This is a genomic window from Clostridium sp. JS66 (assembly GCF_033561535.1).
GTDB classification, from domain to species: Bacteria; Bacillota; Clostridia; order Clostridiales; family Clostridiaceae; genus Clostridium_AM; species Clostridium_AM carboxidivorans.
The window spans coordinates 907,373-926,540 of sequence record NZ_CP131467.1; the positions used below are offsets into that span (position 1 = coordinate 907,373).

The following is a 19,168-nucleotide window of genomic DNA, read 5'->3' on the forward strand; positions in this document are numbered from 1 at the left end:
CTTTGTAAAAAGTATTGATTTTGATACGAGGAAATTTATTTATCTTAAATTGAGAAAAGAGATAAATAGTTGGATTATAATAGATTTTATTTTGTAATTTATAAGAGGGGAAGTGTGAATTAACTTGAGTAAAGTAAATATGATAGATAAGAACATCAAGAGTAAGGTTATGTCGAAACGTATCATGCAGTTGATATTTGCTCTAATAGGGATTTTAGCCATATACACAGCTTATCTAGGATTTGCTTATGGTGCGGTTAATTGGTATTATGGGCTTTCAGCTGAGCAGGGGTATTCAAAAGGGCTTCTTATGCTAGACAGCAACATGCGTTTTTACAGTGGATTATGGTTAGGTGTCGGAATTATAATGTTGTGGATGATACCGCGGGTTGATAAGGATAAGAACACGCTTCGTATTATTGCCATCTTCTTTTTTCTTGGTGGAATTGGTCGCTTGATATCCATATTAATGTGTGGACTGCCTTCATATATGTACATGTTTTTCGTGCTACTTGAATTTAGCTTTCCGCTTCTCACGTTGTGGCAAAAGAGTATCTTGAAATGATGTATACTTTAGGGTACGAGTATTACGGGATGTGTAGAAGCTTGCGTTGCCACGAAGAAAAACTATATCAATGTTTCTGAAGAATATATGGCATGGGGACAAAATATAATAAAATTAAATATTAAAGGATACTGTGAAAAATAATATCTCTTTTTAATATAGAGTATATTTTTTGTATTTTGAGTACAACGAAAGGAATGATGGTTAATATGAAAAATAATGTTGAGTTCAATTTAGGTGAATATCAATTACATGCTAATCCTAATTTCAATTATCAATTAAACCGAACCTACAACGTAAGTAATGGGAATCTTGATGAAATTTTAGAACTTGCTAAAAAAATAACTGATATTAAAGCATGGGAAAAAGAAATGATGGCTCTTGCTAAAAAAGCTTTAAAGGAAGATAGAATAAAAGATGCTATTGCATATTTCAGAATGACAGAATTTTTTATGTATGACGGTAATCCAGATAAAATAAAAACATATGATAAGTCAATAGAATTGTTTTATAGATATCATGATGAATTGTTTCAATCTGGAATATTAAAGTTTGACCATGTTCCATATGATCAAGGGTATCTTCCAGTAATACATGCCATACCTGAAGGGGAGTGTATAGACACAATTCTAATACATGGCGGATTTGATTCCTATATGGAAGAATTCTTTCCTTCATTATTGTATCTTAGAGAAAATGGATTTGAGGTATATCTATTTGAAGGTCCAGGTCAGGGAAATCCCTTAAGGAAACAGGGAATTACATTTTCAATTAAATGGGAAAGGCCTGTAAAAGCTTTACTAGATTATTACAATTTAAGTGATGTGACAATAATAGGTATATCCATGGGGGCTATTCTGGCACCAAGGGTGGCGGCGTTTGAAAACCGAATAAAAAGAGTTGTAGCTTGGAGTGTATGTGTTAACATGCTTGAATTACTTCTTGAAGCTGTTCCTACAAAAGAAAAAGAGACTTTAACAAAATTGCTAAGACAAAATGATAAAGATACTATAAATAATATAATGTATAACCAGATGAAGAAGGAACCTTTAATAGATTGGTCAATGCATCATGGTTTTTATAATATGGGAGTAAACAACCCTTACGATTATATGCTTGCAGCAAATAAGTATGAATATAGGGATGTTGCAGATAAGATCACACAGGATTTTATGTTATTAGGTGCTGAAAAAGATCATTTAATACGTATAGAAAAATATAAAGACGCTATTGATAGTCTTAAAAATGTAAAATCATTAACATACAGAATGTTTACTGAGAAAGAGAATGCAGCAAGTCATTGTAATACTGGAAATCCTAAATTAGTTCTTGATACTATTATTTCATGGATAAAAATAATTAAAAATAGAGAAGAGTAGTTTTTTTAGGAATCTATAAAAAAACTTACCGGCCTTGGAATCGAAGTAATATATATGGGAGAGTATTTGACGAAAATGCTAAAGACGGATTGGAAATTAATAAATGTTTAAATTTGTGGATGGGGGGATTTATTTTTATGGTAACTGTTGTCTGGGAAACTTGGTTGAAAAAGGGTAATGGTGATGAGGGACTAAAAATTACACGACAAATATGGAGTGATATGCAAAAATTTAAAGGATATATTTCTCATAGTATATTGGTCGATAAGGATAATAAAGAACATTTACTGGTTTTCAGTAAATGGGAAAATCGTGCGTTGGCTGATAGAATAAAGGATGAATATGCAAACGCTGAAACAGTGAAGTTAATCACTACTATTTTAGAATGTCCAAGAGGTCGCTGGATTTTTGAAGAGGACACCATTATAAATGAATAATATATGGCGATACCCCCCCTAAACAAAAAAACTAGAATTTGTTGGGGGATCGATGTGCTAATTGCTTAGAACCCTTCAAACCCACAAAGTTTGGAGGGTTGCTTTATGTCTAAAAATAATATCTCTTTTTTAGTTTATAGAAGGTGAGTCCACAAAGAGGTCAGGTATCTTTAAAGAAATGTAAAAAAATCTATAGAAATTCAAGATATTAGTAAAAGAAAGCTTTTGAGTTTCAAGCTATAAGATATGGCAAACAAAAGCTTCCAGTTTCTGTAACGACCCTAGGGGTGGTTGCGAAACCTGAAAGGTTGAGCTTACTAATTCTCCAAAATTCTTAAATCACTTTATAAATTTCAAAAACAGCCATGCTAATTGAGTTAATTCAACTGCTTAAGGCCTTCTTGAATTTCAATAATATTCTTGTACTTTAAATCGGATCTAGCCTTTTGGTCATTGACTGTGTAAGCCGTTCCCATTGTATAGATGAATTCAACATCTATGGGAGAAGAGTTTTTAGTTTTAAATACTTTGTGGTGTATATCCAGTATTTTAGCGAAAGTTAATGCCAGCCACCTTGGTATGTTTTTAAAGTTGCTTGCGTATAATAGACCAAAGCACAGATTCATTACATTAGTTGTCGGTATTTTATAACTTCCACCAGAAATTCACATGAACTGATTCGAATTAACGGCATCCATTATTTTTGGTAATACTGAAGTATCACCCTTTCCCCAAACTAGTGTGGATCTTACTACAATGGATTTCAGTTTAGGGGAATTAGATTCTAAGGTTTTCTTTTCAGCAATAGCTTTCGTATTTGAGTAGACGCTAGGAAGCTTTGATTTGATACTATATTTCTCATCAATATCGAATTTGGGCTTTACATTTAATACTACACACACTGTGCTAAGGGGCAGGATGATAAACGAAAATTGCAAAGAGTGTTGACAACTATATAAACTTAACCTATACTATATATAGTTTAATAAAGCATAAAAGGATGATAAGTATGGCATACTCATTAGCAATGTACCAAGCAATTTCAATAGTAATATATATTGCTTCTAAGAAAGAAGAATGTGAATATGAATTTTTTACTACAAAATCAATATCCGAGAGATTAGGGATATCTACTCCTACGACTGTTAAAATATTGAATAGTTTAAATGTAGCAGGGATAACTATGACTAAAGAAGGTGCAAAGGGCGGTATTACAATGGCAAAATCACCTTCTAAAATTACATTACTTGATATATTTGTAATATTAGAGAAAGATAGACCTCTTTTTAAAACTGATTTGAATATTAAAATTCAAGGAAAGGAAATAGATACTTTGAAATCTAAAGTCCAAAAATGCCTGATTGATTCGGAAAAGGCTATGAAAGAATCTTTGAGCAAAACTACAATACAGGATTTAATGAAATAGTAGTGTATTAAGAACTCTTTTTCAGTAAGAGTTCTATTTTATAACTATAACTATATATACTTTATATATAGAATATAATAAATATTAAGTATGATGAAAGGAGGATAATTTGATATGAAAGAAAAAGAGCTTAGAATTTTTATGATGTACTTACTCTTTTGATGGTAATACAAAATTGATTGCTGAAAAAGCAAAAAGATATTGATATGACTAGAACATGAGTAGGAAAAGTGGTTTTATCGATTCAATAAATCAATCCAGAATTATAGTAAATTTAATTTCTAAAAATTAAAATAAAATTATGGAGGTATTTTTTATGAAAACAATTTCTTTAGTGACAGGCGCAAATGGACTTTTGGGAAACACTCTTGTTCGAGAACTCATAAGTTCAGGTGAAAATGTACGTGCAAGTGTGAGGAATATACATAATAAGAAGCCATTTGAAGGACTTGACTGCGAGATGGTTTATGCGGATATTCTGGATAAAAAATCACTCATTGAAGCAATGGAAGGTGTTGATATTCTATATCATGTTGCAGCAGTATTTAAGCACTGGTCGGAAGATCCAGAAAAAGACATTATAGAAGCAAATTTAATTGGTACAAAAAATGTTCTTGAAGTAGCTGCGGAATGCGGAGTAAAGAAAGTTGTATATGTAAGTTCAATGGCAGCGCTGGATCGGACCCAAATACCTATGGATGAAGGATCATGGGGTACAGAGTTCCCTAACCCATATTATAAAGCTAAGAATGATGCAGAAAAGCTAGCTTGGAAAATAGCTGGAGAATTGCATTTATGGATGGTAACTATTTTACCCTCTGGAATTATTGGTACAAATACATACAGTCATCTTTCTGCAACTAATGCTTTGCTTAACACTATTGTAAAGAACAGACTGCCATTTGACCCGAATTTTTCGTTTAATTTTGTTCATGCTAAGGATGTTGCAAAAGGTATGATTTTGGCTGCTCGGAAAGGGAAAAATGGTGAACGGTATATACTTGCAACCGAATCTTCAATTTCTACAACAAAAATAATAAATATGGCCAGAGATCTTTTGCTTGATATAAAAAAGCTCAATATTATTACAAAAGAAGAATTAATTAGATTGGCTGTGCAAATGGAAGAAGAAAGCAAGATAACTCATAAGCCACCGCTATTGCTTGTGGGAAATGTAATGGATTTTTATGAAGCTGATGAGCGAATAAACATTTCAAAAGCTAAAAGAGAATTAGGGTATAATCCGATCTCACCAGAACAAGCAATTAATGAAGTTTTATTACATTTTTCAAAAGAAAACTTTTAGCAAGGTAATTATAAATATGTTCCAACAAAGGTTTGGAAATGTAAAAGGGGAGGAAATATCATGAAAGTTATAGGTATTAATGGAAGTTCAAGAAAGGATGGTAACACTGCTATTGCTATTAGAAGGGTGTTTTCAGTATTGGAAAAGAGAGGCATAGAAACCGAACTTATGCAGCTTGGAGGAAAAACTGTCACAGGATGCAATGCCTGCTTAGGTTGCTTTAAAAGTAAAGATCAAAAGTGTATTAATAATAAAGATATTATAAATGAGTGTATTGAAAAAATGAGTTCTGCTGATGGTATAATTCTTGGATCACCAGTATATTTTTCTGATGTAACTGCAGGTATGAAAGCATTAATTGAGCGAGCAGGCTATGTTTCAAGAGCAAATGATTATCTCTTTAAGCACAAAGCAGGTGCAGCTGTAGTGGCAGTACGCCGTGGAGGCGCAACTCATGCTTTTGATACAATAAATCATTTTTTTCAATGGAATCAAATGTTTTTGGTGGGATCAACATATTGGAACATGGTTTATGGTAAGGAAATTGGTGAAGCTGAAAGTGATATAGAAGGGATCGTCAATATGGAGAATCTCGGAGAGAATATGGCGGAACTATTAGCAAAATTAAATAATCGATGATCCTATACAATATAGTAAAAATAAATTATTAATTTTCGTATCTTGTCACACATATTTAATCACCTAAGTGTATTTTATAGTTCCTAATAGTTGAGTGCCAGGTATAGAAAAATGTATTGTTAGGTTGTATAATTCTTAATTATATATTGATTACAAAAAACATGTTGTTGCCCAGTAAATAGCAAACGAAAAACTTCCAATTTTTGTAACGATCCCAGGGGTGGTTGCGAAACCTGAAAGGTTGAGTTTGCTACTATATTATGGTAATCAAAAATTTAAGGAGTAATGACGTATGAATGTAGATAAAGAAATGAGAAGCACAAGGAAACTTATATTTCTTCATTTGTTTCCTGGAATTGCGTTATGCATTATGTATATATTTTTTTCGAAGGTGGGAATTTTAGCAGGATATCCCCATATAGTTATATTAGGTTTTTCTATGATTTTCTCAACAATTCCTATAGAACTTGGATATCTATTTTATGTAGCAAAGAAGGAAGAAGGAACTTTTAATATATTTAAAATACTAGGTTTAAATGGTAAGTTGAAGGTTAAAGTATTTATACTTTACTCTCTTTCATTGTTTATAGTAGGAGGGATACTTTTAATTGCTTTAAAGCCACTTTCAAATTACTTATTAAAAACTGTATTTTGTTGGATTCCAAGTTGGTTTAATTTTGTCCAAGATCTGAGTCTGTTTAGTAAAAATTATATCATCATAGCAATTTTAGTAAGCTTCTTCATTATGACACTTATAGCACCAATTATTGAGGAGCTTTACTTCAGAGGATTCTTACTAGCTCGAATGAAGTGGATGGGAAAGTATAGTGTTCTATTTAATGTAATACTATTTTCAGTTTACCATTTTTTTTCACCTTGGCTTATTATTACAAAGGTTGTTACAATGTTACCATTATACTATTTTGTATATAAAAAAGACTCTCTAAAATTAGGAATATTAGTGCATTGCTTAGCTCAATTTACAGAGGTGGTGTCATATATGACACTATTGATATAATAGAAATTAGAATTATAATTCCAATTCAAATGCAAACATTTGAAAAATGGACAAGGCCTTTATCCAAATTTATAGAAACAAAAATTGAAAGTGAAACAAGCAATCTTTGTTTCTATTCACACCTCTAGCTGGGACAGATACAAAAAATAGGCCAAACCGTATGACGGTATCATAAAAAATATGCTTCTGGGCAAGCAGACTTTTATCTTAGCAGGAAAGTATGCTTGCCAATTCAACTTAACTCACTTTTTGCCACTTTTATTCGATATCACATTCAATCTTATCCAACCAAACTTTCACCATCTTTAAATGCTCTTAAAGATAACTCATTAAACATTCCATCATTGTTTCCACAGTAGTGAATGCAATCCTCTAATTTCCAACCAAATATGCCAAAAATGTTATTAACATATTTAATTGTTTCTGCACCTTTTTTAGGATCTAAGCTTCCTTGAGCAAATATAGTTATTAATTTTTTACCTGGATGTCTGGGAATAAACTTATGAGGCAGCTCTTCAACCATTGGAAATGTACGGTCTAACCAAGTTTTTGCTTGGCCTGTAATTTGGTACATATATATTGGGGAACCAAATACAATAGCATCTGCCTCAGCAATAGCTTTATACATCGGCTGCAAATAATCATTAACAGCACAGCCATCATGGATACGGCAATAAAAACATCCTTGACATCCACGGATTCCAGTGTTATTTAAATCAAATTCAATAACCTCAGCGCCTTTTGAATTTGCTCCTTTTGCTACTTGATCTAATAATTTTGAGGTATATCCATTCTTTCTTGGACTACCTTTAAAAATAACTACTTTTGACATTTTTCATCTCTCCTTATAAATATAAAAATTTAAATTCTGTGCTATCTATATATTACTAAGAATCTTTTCAATCCAACTGAAAATACGTTCATTTGCAATTAATTTAGCTCCAGCTTGGCAGTGGTATTCAGCACCTTCTTCAGCTGTAAATAAAATAAAATCTTTATAGCAGGTAAGCTCCTCATACAATTGCTTTGCTTGATCTCTAAGCAGTTTGTCATTTTCTGAATCAACAATTAAGGTAGGGCATTGTATTTTTTCTGCTAATCCTTTCATATAAAAATCTCCAACCTTTAGAATGAATTCAGCGGGGGTATTTACACCAAATACATACATTCCATGTGAAAAGCTCCATTTTGCTTTTGAGTTTAATTCCATTTTTTCCTTAACAGCTTTATTAAATCCCTCTGAATCAGAAAGTGCGAAATTTAAAAATTCTTCTCTTGGCATATTAAAGATACTTGTAAATCCTCCTAAAAAGTCATATACTCCTCCATTTGATATGCAGCCTGCAAGTCGATGTTCAAAAGCTGCAGCTCTAGGAGCAAGATACCCACCTAAACTTTGTCCCCATAAGACAATCTTCTTTGAGTCTACTTCTTTTCTTGTAATCAGATAGTCTACCACTGGAGTTATAACCTTCTCGTAATCATGTCTGAAAAATAGTTGTTGTTTATGTACGGCCTCTCCTTGTCCTGGCCCCTCGAAAGCAATACAATGCATACCGTGTTCAAGTGCATCCATTGCCATTCCGTAAAATGCTTCCTTTGTTCCATCAAAGCCAGTCATAGCAATTAAAACTGGTTTTGGTTCATTCGAATCCTCTAATTTATAAAAATGTCCTGAAAGTGTTGTATTTTCATAGGGGATTTTCACGTCTTCAATAATAGGCTTGTTCAGCTTCATAACATGTGAAAAGCAATCTAGGCTTGCGTTGTATAATTCATCTATCTTTGGGTTCTCTGGATTTTCATGAAGGTAGAATTCTGCAATTCTATAATAATTAGAAGCTCTAAGATAGGCTTTTTTTGCACTGATCAAGTGGCCATCTGAGTAGCTATCCTCTGCAACTTTTTGCAAGCGCTTGGCTGTTTTGGTCCATTCTTCACACCAGCTTTGATAGTCTCCTTCTTTAATCTTTTCTGCTGTTGAAACCACCTCTCCTATATCAGCAGCTTTGAAAGCAGTGTCTCCAAGAAGTCCCAATACCTTGGATGCGAATTGATCATCTTTAAAAATCAAATTATTCATAGTAATTCTCCTTTACAGTATTTATTGTTTATGTAACACGTTGTTGCTATAATTAAAATATATCAGATACAGATTTGTATTCAACCAACAATACTTATAGTTTGTTTTATATACAACAAAGGAGTGAAAATGTTGCAGAATAAACATGATATTCGAACAAAACGGACACATAAGCAGATAAGGGATGCACTTATTGATCTTATTTTTGAAAAGCATTTCGATAACATTACAGTCGGTGATATCACTAATAGAGCCATGATTAATCGTTCTACCTTTTATAGATATTATCAAGATAAATACGATGTTGTACTAAAAATCTTTGAAGAAGCAATGGAAAAAATGAAAAAAGATTTAGGTCTGCCTAAAGAAAGCCTTAAGAATCTTAATGAAGAGCAAAGATCTGATCCTTGGGTGAAACTATTTGAACACTTTGCTGAAAACAGTCGATTATATCTGGCAATGCTAGATGATTCATGTAACATCTGGTTTATGTCTAGACTGCGCAGCCAAATCATCTCATTGCTGAGAGAACGTGAAAAATTAAGAAGCTCTTTCATAGTAAACAAAGAAGACTGCTCACCAGAGGTACAAGAAATGGCATTCTTATTTACCGCTAATGCTTTAATAGGTACTATTGATTGGTGGTTAAAGTCAAGATGTACTCCTGATTCGGAAAAAATGTCTTATTTGTTTAGATCTTATTTTAAAAATGGCTATGTAGGAATGCTGAATAAAAATTAATGTTGTGATTCAAATTCTGCATTTATTAAGAAATCAACATTATTCTTGAACATATTCAATTTTTAAAGAGACATCAAAAACTAGGGATGTATCTTTTTAGTTTATCCGATTAAATAGTTATGGTGAAGCGTATCATAAATAAGTGAGGCTTATAGACTTAAGTATTGATATAACTTGTTTATAGATGCGAACTTTTTAATATGTCTGGCAAGAGTTTTAGACTGGAACATAGAGAGTATATATTTTAGAAAAGTAACTGGAAGAAATTAAGGAAAATTATTTGCCGAAATTTCTCCAAAAGTACTTGCCAGTTACAGATGTTTTATTTTACGATTAACCTATCATAGCTTACCTAAATCATACTGTTTTTGCTCAATTATTCTAACATTTCAGTAGAAATATTCGAAATTTTCATTCTTTCTTCAAACCCATCCATTGGAACACCATCATAACTATATAGCTTTTTTAAAAGTTGCCATAGTGTTTCCAATTCTTCTTTCTTAAAATCTTTAAATATATCAACCATAAAATTTTTCTTAGCATTCTTTCCGTTTTTTGAAAGAGAACAGATGCCTGCTTCTGTAAACACTACATTAACCGCTCTTTTATCCTTTTCTGATGGCATTACTGAAATATATTTTTTTCTCAAGGCTTTTGATAATCCTTGCTGCATTCTGCTTAGTCGTGCCCAATTTACCTGCTATATTTATGATTGTAGCATATGTCTGATCCATTATAAACTGTAGCAAGTGAGTCCAGCAAAACATGTTCTCACAAAGGTGTAAGGTACCTGTAAAGAAATGTAAAAGATTATATAGGGAGGCGAGCTAAATGCAATTAAAGGATTTTACTGTTGAGGGAATTGTATAAATATGTTATTATGCTTTTTTAAAGTAGAGTTTATACAACTAACTACGTTCAAATTATACAGGGAATGCAATGCTTCCAAGAAAGATTGGCTGCGTACTATGCATATAATAATCCCAGAGACTTGCCCTTATGATTTGATCATTCTCATAAGTTTTAAAATAATATTCACATGTATTAGTGTTTATAAAAGCAATATATTTCGTATAATCAGCGGTTCCTTTATCAGTTAAGACAATACCCTTAGGAATAAAAATGCTGTTCATAATATGAAAGCATGTCATAAGTGCTTCGGACCGGTTTTTCGGAATTGTTACATGTGTTTTTAGAAATGCTGTGCGAACGAAACGCTCAGGAGATGTGAAGCCTCCTGGGAGATGTATGGTTCCTGCACCCTGACCAAAAGGGGTTAATGATACATTTCCCCAATAAACTTTCTTTTGTTGATTAATTGATACATTCATATAATTTCTTAGATTGGTCATATGCCAGTTAAAATCAGGACTATTGGTCATGACACCTATGGGATTATCAATTATTTCAAGACCTGTCTTAGTTTGTTCAATAACAACACATTTGCCACTTTTATCAGTAGCAATCCAATGTAAAGGAGCAGCTGTTTTGGTAACTGGATCTTGTATACCTACGATACGGATATTTTCTAATAAAGACTTTAAATCATCCACGGAACCACAATGTCCTAAAATATAATGTAGAAAATCTAGTGAAGCAATCTGCTCTTTATCCTTTATGGATAAATCATAGTAAGCATAACCTGCAAAGTATAGGACTGCAGCAGCAAATCCTCGTTCATTTACACCATCAAAAAAACCTAACATGCCATCAGTTTCTTCACCGATACAGATAAAGCTATAGTTATCAATGTATTTTTTCATTGTTATAAGGCTATGCCATTTGTAATTTTTGGGTATTACATAAACTCCAGGTTCCATGGGACGGGAAAAGTCCATAGTTCTTCCAAAAAAATTCTCACCTTGCATAGATTGTAATGTAATAGCGGTACACATACCATAACCTCCAATGTTATAAATGTCATAATTATACTGTATGCTTCCATAGTAAATAAGGTGCAAAGGTATAATCTCCACATTGTCCAGCATTATTTACTAGCACATCTAGCAACCACAAAATGACTTTTTATCGTCAACTATTTTCTGATAATACCCCATAGAGTGTTACATAAACTGGAAATTTATGTTTGCTAATATCTACTATATAGAAGTAATATGTAGAAGTTTATTGCTAAGAGAAATTATAAAAATGGTTTAGTCAAAATGACTAAACCATTTTATTTTAGTATATATAGCTTAAATAGTTTCTAGAAGCATAACCTTGAACTCCATTTATGCTTATTTTAATCCAATTTCCATCCTTTGAATAATCAAGTACCTCTGCATATTGATTTTGACCTAATATTCCAACTATTGATGCACTTGTTGAAGGATTACTTCTTATATTTAGCTGATAAGCGTTTTTAACAGCAACATATTTACCACTTGATATTGAAGTTAATAAATCACCCCATACCCAGCCAGATTGTCCATTATATTTTACTAAATACCAACCATTAGAATAGCTATTTAAATATAGTAGAGTTCCTTTTGGTATAGTACCAAGTAAAGCTGCACCATCTGAAGGATTTGCGTTAAAATAAGCTGAATTAGTAACCTTTGTTACTTGAGCAAACATACCAGTAGTAACAGAAGTTTGTGTAGGTGCAGGCGTTGTAGATGGTACTGCAGTATCGTCTACAATATTAACGTATCTTCCAGGAATATATCCATTATTAATATCGTCTAATGTTACAAAGTATCTTTTAGTACCTTGAATTCCACCAAAGGCTTGGTCCCATGTTGATTCAAAGGTGTAGGCTCCATTAACTCCATTTAATGTTCCCCACTTATCAAATATAAGAACATGATCACCAGGTCTATCCAAAATATCCATATGCTTAATATCACTTAAGTTTATCTTAGTAAAGTATTTATCAAACATAGTTCCAGTTGAAAGTTTTCCATCATGTATATCAAAGGTAGCTTGTACAAATCCTGAACAATCAATACCAGCAGTAGTAGGAACATAGCTATTTCCCGCTGTAGTATTAACATTTCCAGCAAAAGCACCTTGATTAATGGCGTCTAAAAAGTTACTCCATGGAGTTCCAAGGGAATTTGAATTTAAACCGTCTTGTCCGCCCCAATCATAGGGGATACCACTAACTTGAGCTGTAGTAAGATTAGCAAATTGATTAGGCTGAGTAACACTACTTGTATAAGCTGAACCTATATTTCCGTTCTTATCTTTTGAATAGGTCCATGTTAAATTGATCATATTTAAAGCTCTTTGCTCAGCTTGACTTGTTGTAATTGGCGTCTGAACAGTATCAGCACTTACATTTAAAGCAGGTATAACAATAGCAGTTATTCCAAATAGAATACCAAATAATGCAGTACTAGATTTTTTCATATTTAATTTCTCCTTTTATATTTAATAATATTTTATATGTGATTATGAGAAAATTACTTGCTTTCTGTAGAGATTGAAAACACTTAGATATTACTAAAATTAATTTAATAGACATCATCCTATTAGCTATATTTGTAAAACTAAAGTTAAGATGACTTCGAGTTGATATAAAGATTAATCAGCGACTCTGTAAGGATTATTATAAGGGGCAAAAGATATTCTATCAATAATCAATTTGTGGTAATACATATAAAAATAACAAGGTGAGTTTTTGGGTTCGCCTTAGCAAGTGAGTCCAGCAAAGCATGTCCTCACAAAGGGGTTAGGTACTTGTAAGGAAATGTAAAAGATTCTATAGAAATTTAAGATATTAGTTAAAGAAAAGAAGCTTTTGAATTTCAAGCTATAAGGTATGCAAAAATTATCAAACTAATCCAAGGATTCACATTGTCCACAGGTGGGGTGCCAAGCCTTGGCTGATAAAGACGGAGATAAGATCTATAATGATATTGTAGAAGAAATTCTAAATAAGGCAAAGGAAAAATGGCTAAATGGACAGACAAAAGTAATGGAGATGATACCCTTAAACGAGTAGTTGACAAATAGTCTAATTAGACTATAATAATTAAGTGTTGTTAGTCTAATTAGACTAATAATAAATTTAGTAGTTTTTGATATATAGGAAAATCTACTGAAGTAATGAATTAATGTTTAAAAAAGAAAGGATGAAAAAGATGGTTAAATCGTTTTTAATGTTAGGACAGTCAAATATGGCAGGACGAGGGTTTATTCATGAAGTAACACCGATTTATAATGAAAGAATACAAATGTTGCGTAATGGCAGATGGCAAATGATGACTGAGCCCATCAATTATGACCGTCCTGTTTCAGGAATAAGTCTGGCCAGTTCATTTGCAGATGCATGGTGTCATCAAAATCAAGAAGATACTATTGGCTTAATTCCTTGTGCTGAAGGTGGAAGCTCACTGGATGAATGGGCTGTAGACGAAGTACTTTTTAGACATGCAATAATTGAAGCTAAATTTGCTATGCAGAGTAGTGAGTTAACAGGAATTCTATGGCATCAAGGAGAAAATGATAGTATTAATGGTAACTACAAAGTCTATTACAAAAAATTACTTTTAATTATTCAGGCTCTTAGAAAGGAGTTGAATGCTCCAGATATTCCCATCATTATTGGCGGTTTAGGAGATTTTTTAGGCAAAGAAGGATTTGGAAAACACTGCACTGAATATAAATTTATTAATCAAGAGTTACAAAAGTTTGCTTTTGAACAAGATAATTGTTACTTTGTTACAGCCTCAGGTTTAACTTCTAATCCTGATGGTATTCATATTGATGCAATTTCTCAAAGAAAATTTGGTTTACGATATTTTGAAGCCTTTTCTAATAAGCAACATGTATTGAAGCCATTAATTAATGAAAATGAGTTGATAAATCTTAATCATGCTAGAACACATACCAAAATAGAAAAGATATATATAAAGAGTATGGATTTTGCATTAGGGAAAATATCATATGATGAATTTGAATCTCAACTCATACAAATCAACAATGGTTAAACTTTATAATTATGGAATAACTATTAGCATAATTTTGATGAATAATATAAAGGAGGTGTTTTTTTTGATACCATTACTAATTTTAGGTTTATTAAGACAAAACCCAGGTTCTTATGGATACGAATTATTAGCCTTAATGGAAGAGAGACACTATAAATATATAGTAAATTTCACTAAAGGGTCATTCTATTATAATCTTCAACAATTAGAAGAAAAACAATATATTAAAAAAGTTGACCAAGTAGACAATACTAGAGATACACATAATTATATCATCACTGAACTAGGGGACAAAGAATTTGAAAAATTGATGTATAAGTATGGTTCTAAGACAGAGTATATAAATTTATCTTTTTATGCAGCAATGCTATTTGCTAATGAATATAAAGGTGATGGGCTAACAAAACTAATAGAAATGCAAATCGAACAAACTAAACAGAAAATTTTTTTATTAGATCAATCTCTTGAACATAATGAGAGTATCCCTACTTATTTTAAAAAAATGTTAGAAAATTCACGTTCTCATCATTTAGTAAATGTTCAATGGTTTGAAGAATTGTTAAAGGATATAAGAAATAATGGGTTATAATATTAACATGAATATTATATAAGATGGTGTCTTTATGGATGAAAAGATATTAGAATTTACTATATTTTATATTCTTAAAATATTCTAAACTTCATGGCCATGTGTCTGACTCCAAAAAGAAGAATAGCTGTTACACTATTCCTCTGAACTGATTATAATTTAGTTAGCTATTATCTTTTTTATTTCTTCAACTTTTTCTACTGATATTTCAGCAGCTTCAGCTGTGCAACCTGAACTCTTTATAGATTTTGTAATAGCTTCTGTTTTTGAACTTTGAACTAAAATTACTCCTGCTAAGATTATTATTGTAGCTATAACTATCTTTAAAGATATAACTTCTCCTAGAAAAATAGCACCTAGAATTACTGCCACTGGTGGATTTACATAGGCATAAGTACCAGCTTTGGAAGCAGGCCATTTTTTTAATATATAAATATAGCAACTATAACCAACCATGGATCCAAAAACGACTAGATATAATAATGCTTCTAAGCCTTTAGTAGTAACATGCATTTTTGAAAATTCTCCAAGAAAAGTTCCGATTAATGATAAACAAAATCCTCCAGCAAGCATCTGTATAGCAATATTTGATATAGTTGATGCAGAAGTAGTAAAGCCTTTAGAATATACTGAACCTAGTGCCCAGGATAAAGCTGATGCAATTAATAAGGTTATGCCTATAATATCTACGGGAGCTTTATGCCAGTCTGAAAGTACTAGAAAGGCAACTCCTGCAAAACCAATTAATAATCCTATCCAACCCTTACCGTTAATTTTTGTTTTGGAAGGTAGCAAGGATTCAATAAGTGCCATGAAAAGTGGTACTGTTGCAACCATTAAAGATGCTATACCCGAACTAACTCTGGTTTCAGCCCAAACGACTCCTCCATTTCCGCCAACAAGAAGAAATATTCCTACAATAGAGATTTTAAGGATTTCTGATAAATTCTTAGGCATAGGCAGTCCTTTAAAGGCAGCATATCCAAACATTAAGACGCCTGCAATAATAAATCTAATTCCAGCAAAAATTGTTGGCGGCAGCTCACCAACGCCAATTCTTATTGCAAGATAGGTAGAACCCCAGAAAATACAGACAGCGGAATAGGCTAAAATAGCATTTCTGTGTTCTTTTTTTGTATTAAGTTCCATTTTTGTTCCTCCATTCAAAATCTATCTATGTACTATTTGCGCATTCCATTTTCTAATATAGTGGATAAAACAAGAGTAGTAGACGTTTCTTTGATACCTTGTATTTTCCATAGAGTATCAATAAAGTTTGAAATATCTGTTGGCGTACTCGCTCTTATTTTTAGTAATAGACACCATTCTCCAGCTAATCTATGACACTCTTCTATGAATACATTAGGAATTTCAAGAGATAAAATTTGGTTTACAATTTCCTTGAAATTTTCACAACTGATTTTGACATATAGGAGAGTTTTAATTGGCTCGCCAAGTTTTTCCCAATCAATTATAGTTTTGTAACCTTTTATAATACCACCTGATTCTAATTTGCTTACCCTTTGATGAATTGCAGGTCTTGAAATATGAATTAATTTACTTATATCCTCATGAGATATTCTTCCGTTATTTTCTAATGCGTTTATAATGCTTTTATCTATGTTATCCATGATATCCCTCCTAGATACTAAGTATAATCTTAATCTTATATATGTCAACTATTAGTAAGATAATGCCCTATAAATATTACTAATAGTAACAAGGAGACAATTAAAATGGAGTATTTAATAGATTTGTAAACTATAAACATTAATATAAAATTACTATTCGTAACCAATTAAATTTCAAAATTAATGCTACATTAAAATGTGAAAAAATAAAAATTTCAAATAAGTACAAGTACTTGGTTGAATTTTAGGATATGTTTTAATATAATGTTGAAATATATCCTAAAAAATTATAGGTGGGATTGTCCACCTACAATACTTAATATATGAACATTATGAACTAAAAAAATGTAATTACCTATTATGTTCATTTGGTATGATTGTTTTTATTTTTAACTGCAATAATTTGAATACGCCTGTAATCCGCTACCCATTGGTTGTTTTTCCATATGCTATTTTTGCAAAGTTTTTCTGTTTCAAGTAATATTTGCTCCTTTTGTTCATCTGAAAATTCTAGTAAATCACTTGCAAAGAATTGACAAATCCAGTTACGTAGTCCTTTTTTTCCATCAGCAAGTGGTGTTGGTCTATCATATTCAATGATATGTTTTACTTCAAAACCAGCTTGATCTAATAATAACTTATATTCTTCCTTTGAAGGAAAAAAGAATGGTGAACAATAAGAATATCCCTTTTGTTCTATTACCTTTTCAAAAGCAGTTTGTATTTGACTTATATTATTTTGTGCTCCAAATTCACAAATCAATGTCCCATTATCTTTTAAACAGGTATAAATAGAATGCAACAATTTTTCTTGATTCGATATCCAATGAAAAACCGCATTAGAAAAAACAGTATCAAACTCATTTTTAAAAGGCAAACTTGTTGCATCCTCCACTTGAAAGATTAAGTTAGGATAATTAGATTTTGCCTTATCAATCATATTTTTTGATAAATCTGTTCCAATAACAGTTGCACCGTTTTTTGCCAGCTCATTTGTTAATACCCCTGTACCGCATCCTAAATCCAAAATTTTTTGCTCTTTTCCCACATTTACAAAATTAATCATAGACTTACCGTATTCTGCTACAAAAGAATGTTTATTATCATATAGATTACTATTCCATTTCATTTTTTTGCTACCTCCATAAATTGTTTTATTATATTATTACATAAAACTTTTATGAAGAATGTAAACTATGATACAATTAAAAAATAATTACTAAATGGAGGTGTTTTTTCTTGAATACATGGGATTTATTTTTAGTCCATAAAATAGGTATTCCTACTAGATTGTTTGAAACTTTTAAGGCAAAACCTGCACAGATGTTTAAAGATAATCAAATAATTTATAATAAAGGGAGAAATTTTTGGAGAAGCTTCTTTTTTTGATGGCTTTCCAAGAATGTCATCGGCAAAAACTTTTTCAGATTCAGAAATCATCAGTATTAATAAATCTGACATTATGTTATATTTTCAAAAAGAGCCACTTCTTGCTTTGAATTTCATAGAGCTTCTATCGAAAAAGGTAAGAATGTTATCAAATGAAATTGACAATATTTCATTTGTAACAGCAGAGAAAAGAATTGCCCAATATCTACTAATTGTTCTATTGATTGTACCCATGAAGATGTTGGAAAGGCTGTAGGTGTAAGTAGAGTTACGGTAAGCAGAACTTTAAACAAATTCTCTCAATATCAATGGATTAATACTAAATATAAAAAAATTCTCGTATTAAACAAAAATGCTCTTTTGAAGTTTTTAGAAACATAATCTATTAATTATAAAGAAAAATTTAGTTGCAACACCATTGAATCTATTCATCCATTTCTTTAAATTACTATGTAGAGCATTAATATGTTGAATATGATATAATCCTTCTTTATGTTTGCCTCTTTTACGAGAATGTCTTGGCATGTTAGAAGGTTTTGTACCTTTAAAACTTTCAGCAAAGATCTGCAGTGACATTTGTTTGATTATATTTCTTTAAACCACTGACGATGATTTCTTTCATCATCTCTTATGGATGTAATAATATCTTTTTCTTCTTGAGTAGGAGCTGCACTAATCAAGTAATCATAGAATAGTTCGTCAGCCCTCTCGTCTTGTACTGCTTCCTTAATAAGGCTTAGTGCTTTATTAAAAGCTTGTTGAGTAAAATCCATGTTATGAGATGAATAATTCCTACATGTTGTCATATAAGGGTTAGCATACTTGAACAAATACATCACTCCAATAAAAGTATTCAGTACTAATATATGCTGGGGTACTATCAATGAGCATGTCCATTAGCAACAAAAACTGTTTTAATCTTTGTTACTCAATTGTTAACACCACACGAGGGTCATTGCGAATCCTTGGTTGAACTTGCTATATTTAATTATATAAGTAAATTTTTGTTATCTACATCATCTTATAGC

23 protein-coding genes and 1 pseudogene are annotated in these 19,168 nt (G+C 31.6%); 13 read left to right on the forward strand and 11 right to left on the reverse strand.

Annotated features, from left to right (window positions below; genetic code table 11):
* Positions 1 to 124: 124 nt before the first annotated feature.
* The 3 genes from Q6H37_RS04105 to Q6H37_RS04115 all read left to right on the forward strand — a co-directional run bounded on the left by Q6H37_RS04105 (position 125) and on the right by Q6H37_RS04115 (position 2,381).
* Entirely contained in the window at positions 125 to 565 is a 441-nt protein-coding gene (locus tag Q6H37_RS04105) for a DUF4345 domain-containing protein (protein WP_318739313.1), read from the forward strand.
* 209 nt (positions 566 to 774) lie between these two features.
* Entirely contained in the window at positions 775 to 1,944 is a 1,170-nt protein-coding gene (locus Q6H37_RS04110; RefSeq protein ID WP_318739314.1) for an alpha/beta hydrolase, read from the forward strand.
* A gap of 137 nt (positions 1,945 to 2,081) precedes the next feature.
* Entirely contained in the window at positions 2,082 to 2,381 is a 300-nt protein-coding gene (locus Q6H37_RS04115) for an antibiotic biosynthesis monooxygenase family protein (RefSeq protein WP_318739315.1), read from the forward strand.
* A gap of 665 nt (positions 2,382 to 3,046) precedes the next feature.
* On the opposite strand, the gene Q6H37_RS29485 is transcribed toward Q6H37_RS04115, so the two are convergent.
* Entirely contained in the window at positions 3,047 to 3,283 is a 237-nt protein-coding gene (locus Q6H37_RS29485) for a hypothetical protein (protein WP_412523927.1), read from the reverse strand.
* A 107-nt stretch (positions 3,284 to 3,390) separates the two neighbouring features.
* On the opposite strand from Q6H37_RS29485, the gene Q6H37_RS04120 reads away from it, so the two are divergent.
* The 4 genes from Q6H37_RS04120 (at position 3,391) to Q6H37_RS04135 (ending at position 6,770) form a co-directional block, all read left to right on the forward strand.
* Positions 3,391 to 3,807: an RrF2 family transcriptional regulator gene (locus Q6H37_RS04120; RefSeq protein WP_318739316.1), complete on the forward strand. Its 417-nt coding sequence runs from the start codon at positions 3,391 to 3,393 to the stop codon at positions 3,805 to 3,807.
* Between the two features lie 316 nt (positions 3,808 to 4,123).
* Positions 4,124 to 5,113 (forward strand): NAD-dependent epimerase/dehydratase family protein, encoded by a 990-nt coding sequence (locus tag Q6H37_RS04125; RefSeq protein WP_318739317.1) that lies wholly within the window; start codon positions 4,124 to 4,126, stop codon positions 5,111 to 5,113.
* A 60-nt stretch (positions 5,114 to 5,173) separates the two neighbouring features.
* On the forward strand, positions 5,174 to 5,752 hold the full coding sequence (locus tag Q6H37_RS04130; RefSeq protein WP_318739318.1) for a flavodoxin family protein: 579 nt from the start codon (positions 5,174 to 5,176) through the stop codon (positions 5,750 to 5,752).
* A 292-nt stretch (positions 5,753 to 6,044) separates the two neighbouring features.
* The gene (locus Q6H37_RS04135) at positions 6,045 to 6,770 is read left to right on the forward strand and encodes a CPBP family intramembrane glutamic endopeptidase (RefSeq protein WP_318739319.1); all 726 of its coding nucleotides are present in this window, start codon (positions 6,045 to 6,047) and stop codon (positions 6,768 to 6,770) included.
* Between the two features lie 280 nt (positions 6,771 to 7,050).
* On the opposite strand, the gene Q6H37_RS04140 is transcribed toward Q6H37_RS04135, so the two are convergent.
* Together Q6H37_RS04140 and Q6H37_RS04145 are read right to left on the reverse strand one after the other, a co-directional pair.
* Positions 7,051 to 7,602 (reverse strand): flavodoxin family protein, encoded by a 552-nt coding sequence (locus Q6H37_RS04140; RefSeq protein ID WP_318739321.1) that lies wholly within the window; start codon positions 7,600 to 7,602, stop codon positions 7,051 to 7,053.
* A gap of 45 nt (positions 7,603 to 7,647) precedes the next feature.
* The gene (locus Q6H37_RS04145; protein ID WP_318739323.1) at positions 7,648 to 8,853 is read right to left on the reverse strand and encodes an alpha/beta hydrolase family protein; all 1,206 of its coding nucleotides are present in this window, start codon (positions 8,851 to 8,853) and stop codon (positions 7,648 to 7,650) included.
* Between the two features lie 129 nt (positions 8,854 to 8,982).
* Here Q6H37_RS04145 and Q6H37_RS04150 point away from each other — a divergent pair, with 129 nt between their 5' ends.
* Positions 8,983 to 9,594, forward strand: a complete 612-nt coding sequence (locus tag Q6H37_RS04150) for a TetR/AcrR family transcriptional regulator (protein WP_318739325.1) — start codon at positions 8,983 to 8,985, stop codon at positions 9,592 to 9,594.
* Between the two features lie 376 nt (positions 9,595 to 9,970).
* Here the strand turns inward: Q6H37_RS04150 and Q6H37_RS04155 are convergent, their stop codons facing one another.
* From Q6H37_RS04155 to Q6H37_RS04165, 3 genes are all read right to left on the reverse strand, one after another.
* Complete coding sequence (locus tag Q6H37_RS04155; RefSeq protein WP_318739327.1) at positions 9,971 to 10,243, reverse strand: hypothetical protein; 273 nt, start codon at positions 10,241 to 10,243, stop codon at positions 9,971 to 9,973.
* A 274-nt stretch (positions 10,244 to 10,517) separates the two neighbouring features.
* The gene (locus tag Q6H37_RS04160; protein ID WP_318739329.1) at positions 10,518 to 11,489 is read right to left on the reverse strand and encodes a choloylglycine hydrolase family protein; all 972 of its coding nucleotides are present in this window, start codon (positions 11,487 to 11,489) and stop codon (positions 10,518 to 10,520) included.
* Positions 11,490 to 11,775: 286 nt separating this feature from the next.
* On the reverse strand, positions 11,776 to 12,948 hold the full coding sequence (locus Q6H37_RS04165; protein WP_318739331.1) for an SH3 domain-containing protein: 1,173 nt from the start codon (positions 12,946 to 12,948) through the stop codon (positions 11,776 to 11,778).
* Positions 12,949 to 13,420: 472 nt separating this feature from the next.
* Here Q6H37_RS04165 and Q6H37_RS04170 point away from each other — a divergent pair, with 472 nt between their 5' ends.
* The 3 genes from Q6H37_RS04170 to Q6H37_RS04180 all read left to right on the forward strand — a co-directional run bounded on the left by Q6H37_RS04170 (position 13,421) and on the right by Q6H37_RS04180 (position 15,120).
* Positions 13,421 to 13,543, forward strand: a complete 123-nt coding sequence (locus tag Q6H37_RS04170) for a hypothetical protein (RefSeq protein ID WP_318739333.1) — start codon at positions 13,421 to 13,423, stop codon at positions 13,541 to 13,543.
* A gap of 139 nt (positions 13,544 to 13,682) precedes the next feature.
* On the forward strand, positions 13,683 to 14,531 hold the full coding sequence (locus tag Q6H37_RS04175; RefSeq protein WP_318742918.1) for a sialate O-acetylesterase: 849 nt from the start codon (positions 13,683 to 13,685) through the stop codon (positions 14,529 to 14,531).
* A 64-nt stretch (positions 14,532 to 14,595) separates the two neighbouring features.
* The gene (locus Q6H37_RS04180; RefSeq protein ID WP_318739335.1) at positions 14,596 to 15,120 is read left to right on the forward strand and encodes a PadR family transcriptional regulator; all 525 of its coding nucleotides are present in this window, start codon (positions 14,596 to 14,598) and stop codon (positions 15,118 to 15,120) included.
* Between the two features lie 159 nt (positions 15,121 to 15,279).
* Here Q6H37_RS04180 and Q6H37_RS04185 read toward each other — a convergent pair whose 3' ends face one another.
* The 3 genes from Q6H37_RS04185 to Q6H37_RS04195 all read right to left on the reverse strand — a co-directional run bounded on the left by Q6H37_RS04185 (position 15,280) and on the right by Q6H37_RS04195 (position 17,880).
* Entirely contained in the window at positions 15,280 to 16,269 is a 990-nt protein-coding gene (locus Q6H37_RS04185; RefSeq protein WP_318739337.1) for an EamA family transporter, read from the reverse strand.
* A gap of 32 nt (positions 16,270 to 16,301) precedes the next feature.
* A complete protein-coding gene (locus Q6H37_RS04190) occupies positions 16,302 to 16,751 on the reverse strand; it encodes an Lrp/AsnC family transcriptional regulator (RefSeq protein WP_318739339.1) in 450 nt (149 codons plus the stop codon).
* Positions 16,752 to 17,115: 364 nt separating this feature from the next.
* The gene (locus Q6H37_RS04195) at positions 17,116 to 17,880 is read right to left on the reverse strand and encodes a class I SAM-dependent methyltransferase (RefSeq protein WP_318739341.1); all 765 of its coding nucleotides are present in this window, start codon (positions 17,878 to 17,880) and stop codon (positions 17,116 to 17,118) included.
* Between the two features lie 273 nt (positions 17,881 to 18,153).
* On the opposite strand from Q6H37_RS04195, the gene Q6H37_RS04200 reads away from it, so the two are divergent.
* Both Q6H37_RS04200 and Q6H37_RS04205 read left to right on the forward strand, forming a co-directional pair.
* A complete protein-coding gene (locus tag Q6H37_RS04200; protein ID WP_318739343.1) occupies positions 18,154 to 18,396 on the forward strand; it encodes a hypothetical protein in 243 nt (80 codons plus the stop codon).
* The gene (locus tag Q6H37_RS04205) at positions 18,360 to 18,521 is read left to right on the forward strand and encodes a helix-turn-helix domain-containing protein (protein ID WP_318742919.1); all 162 of its coding nucleotides are present in this window, start codon (positions 18,360 to 18,362) and stop codon (positions 18,519 to 18,521) included. The genes Q6H37_RS04200 and Q6H37_RS04205 overlap by 37 nt, the downstream gene beginning before the upstream one ends.
* A gap of 18 nt (positions 18,522 to 18,539) precedes the next feature.
* Here the strand turns inward: Q6H37_RS04205 and Q6H37_RS29490 are convergent.
* Positions 18,540 to 18,656 (reverse strand): annotated as a pseudogene (locus tag Q6H37_RS29490) (IS1595 family transposase); the annotation flags it as partial.
* Between the two features lie 68 nt (positions 18,657 to 18,724).
* Positions 18,725 to 18,970: a ferritin-like domain-containing protein gene (locus Q6H37_RS04210; protein WP_318739357.1), complete on the reverse strand. Its 246-nt coding sequence runs from the start codon at positions 18,968 to 18,970 to the stop codon at positions 18,725 to 18,727.
* Positions 18,971 to 19,168: the final 198 nt, after the last annotated feature.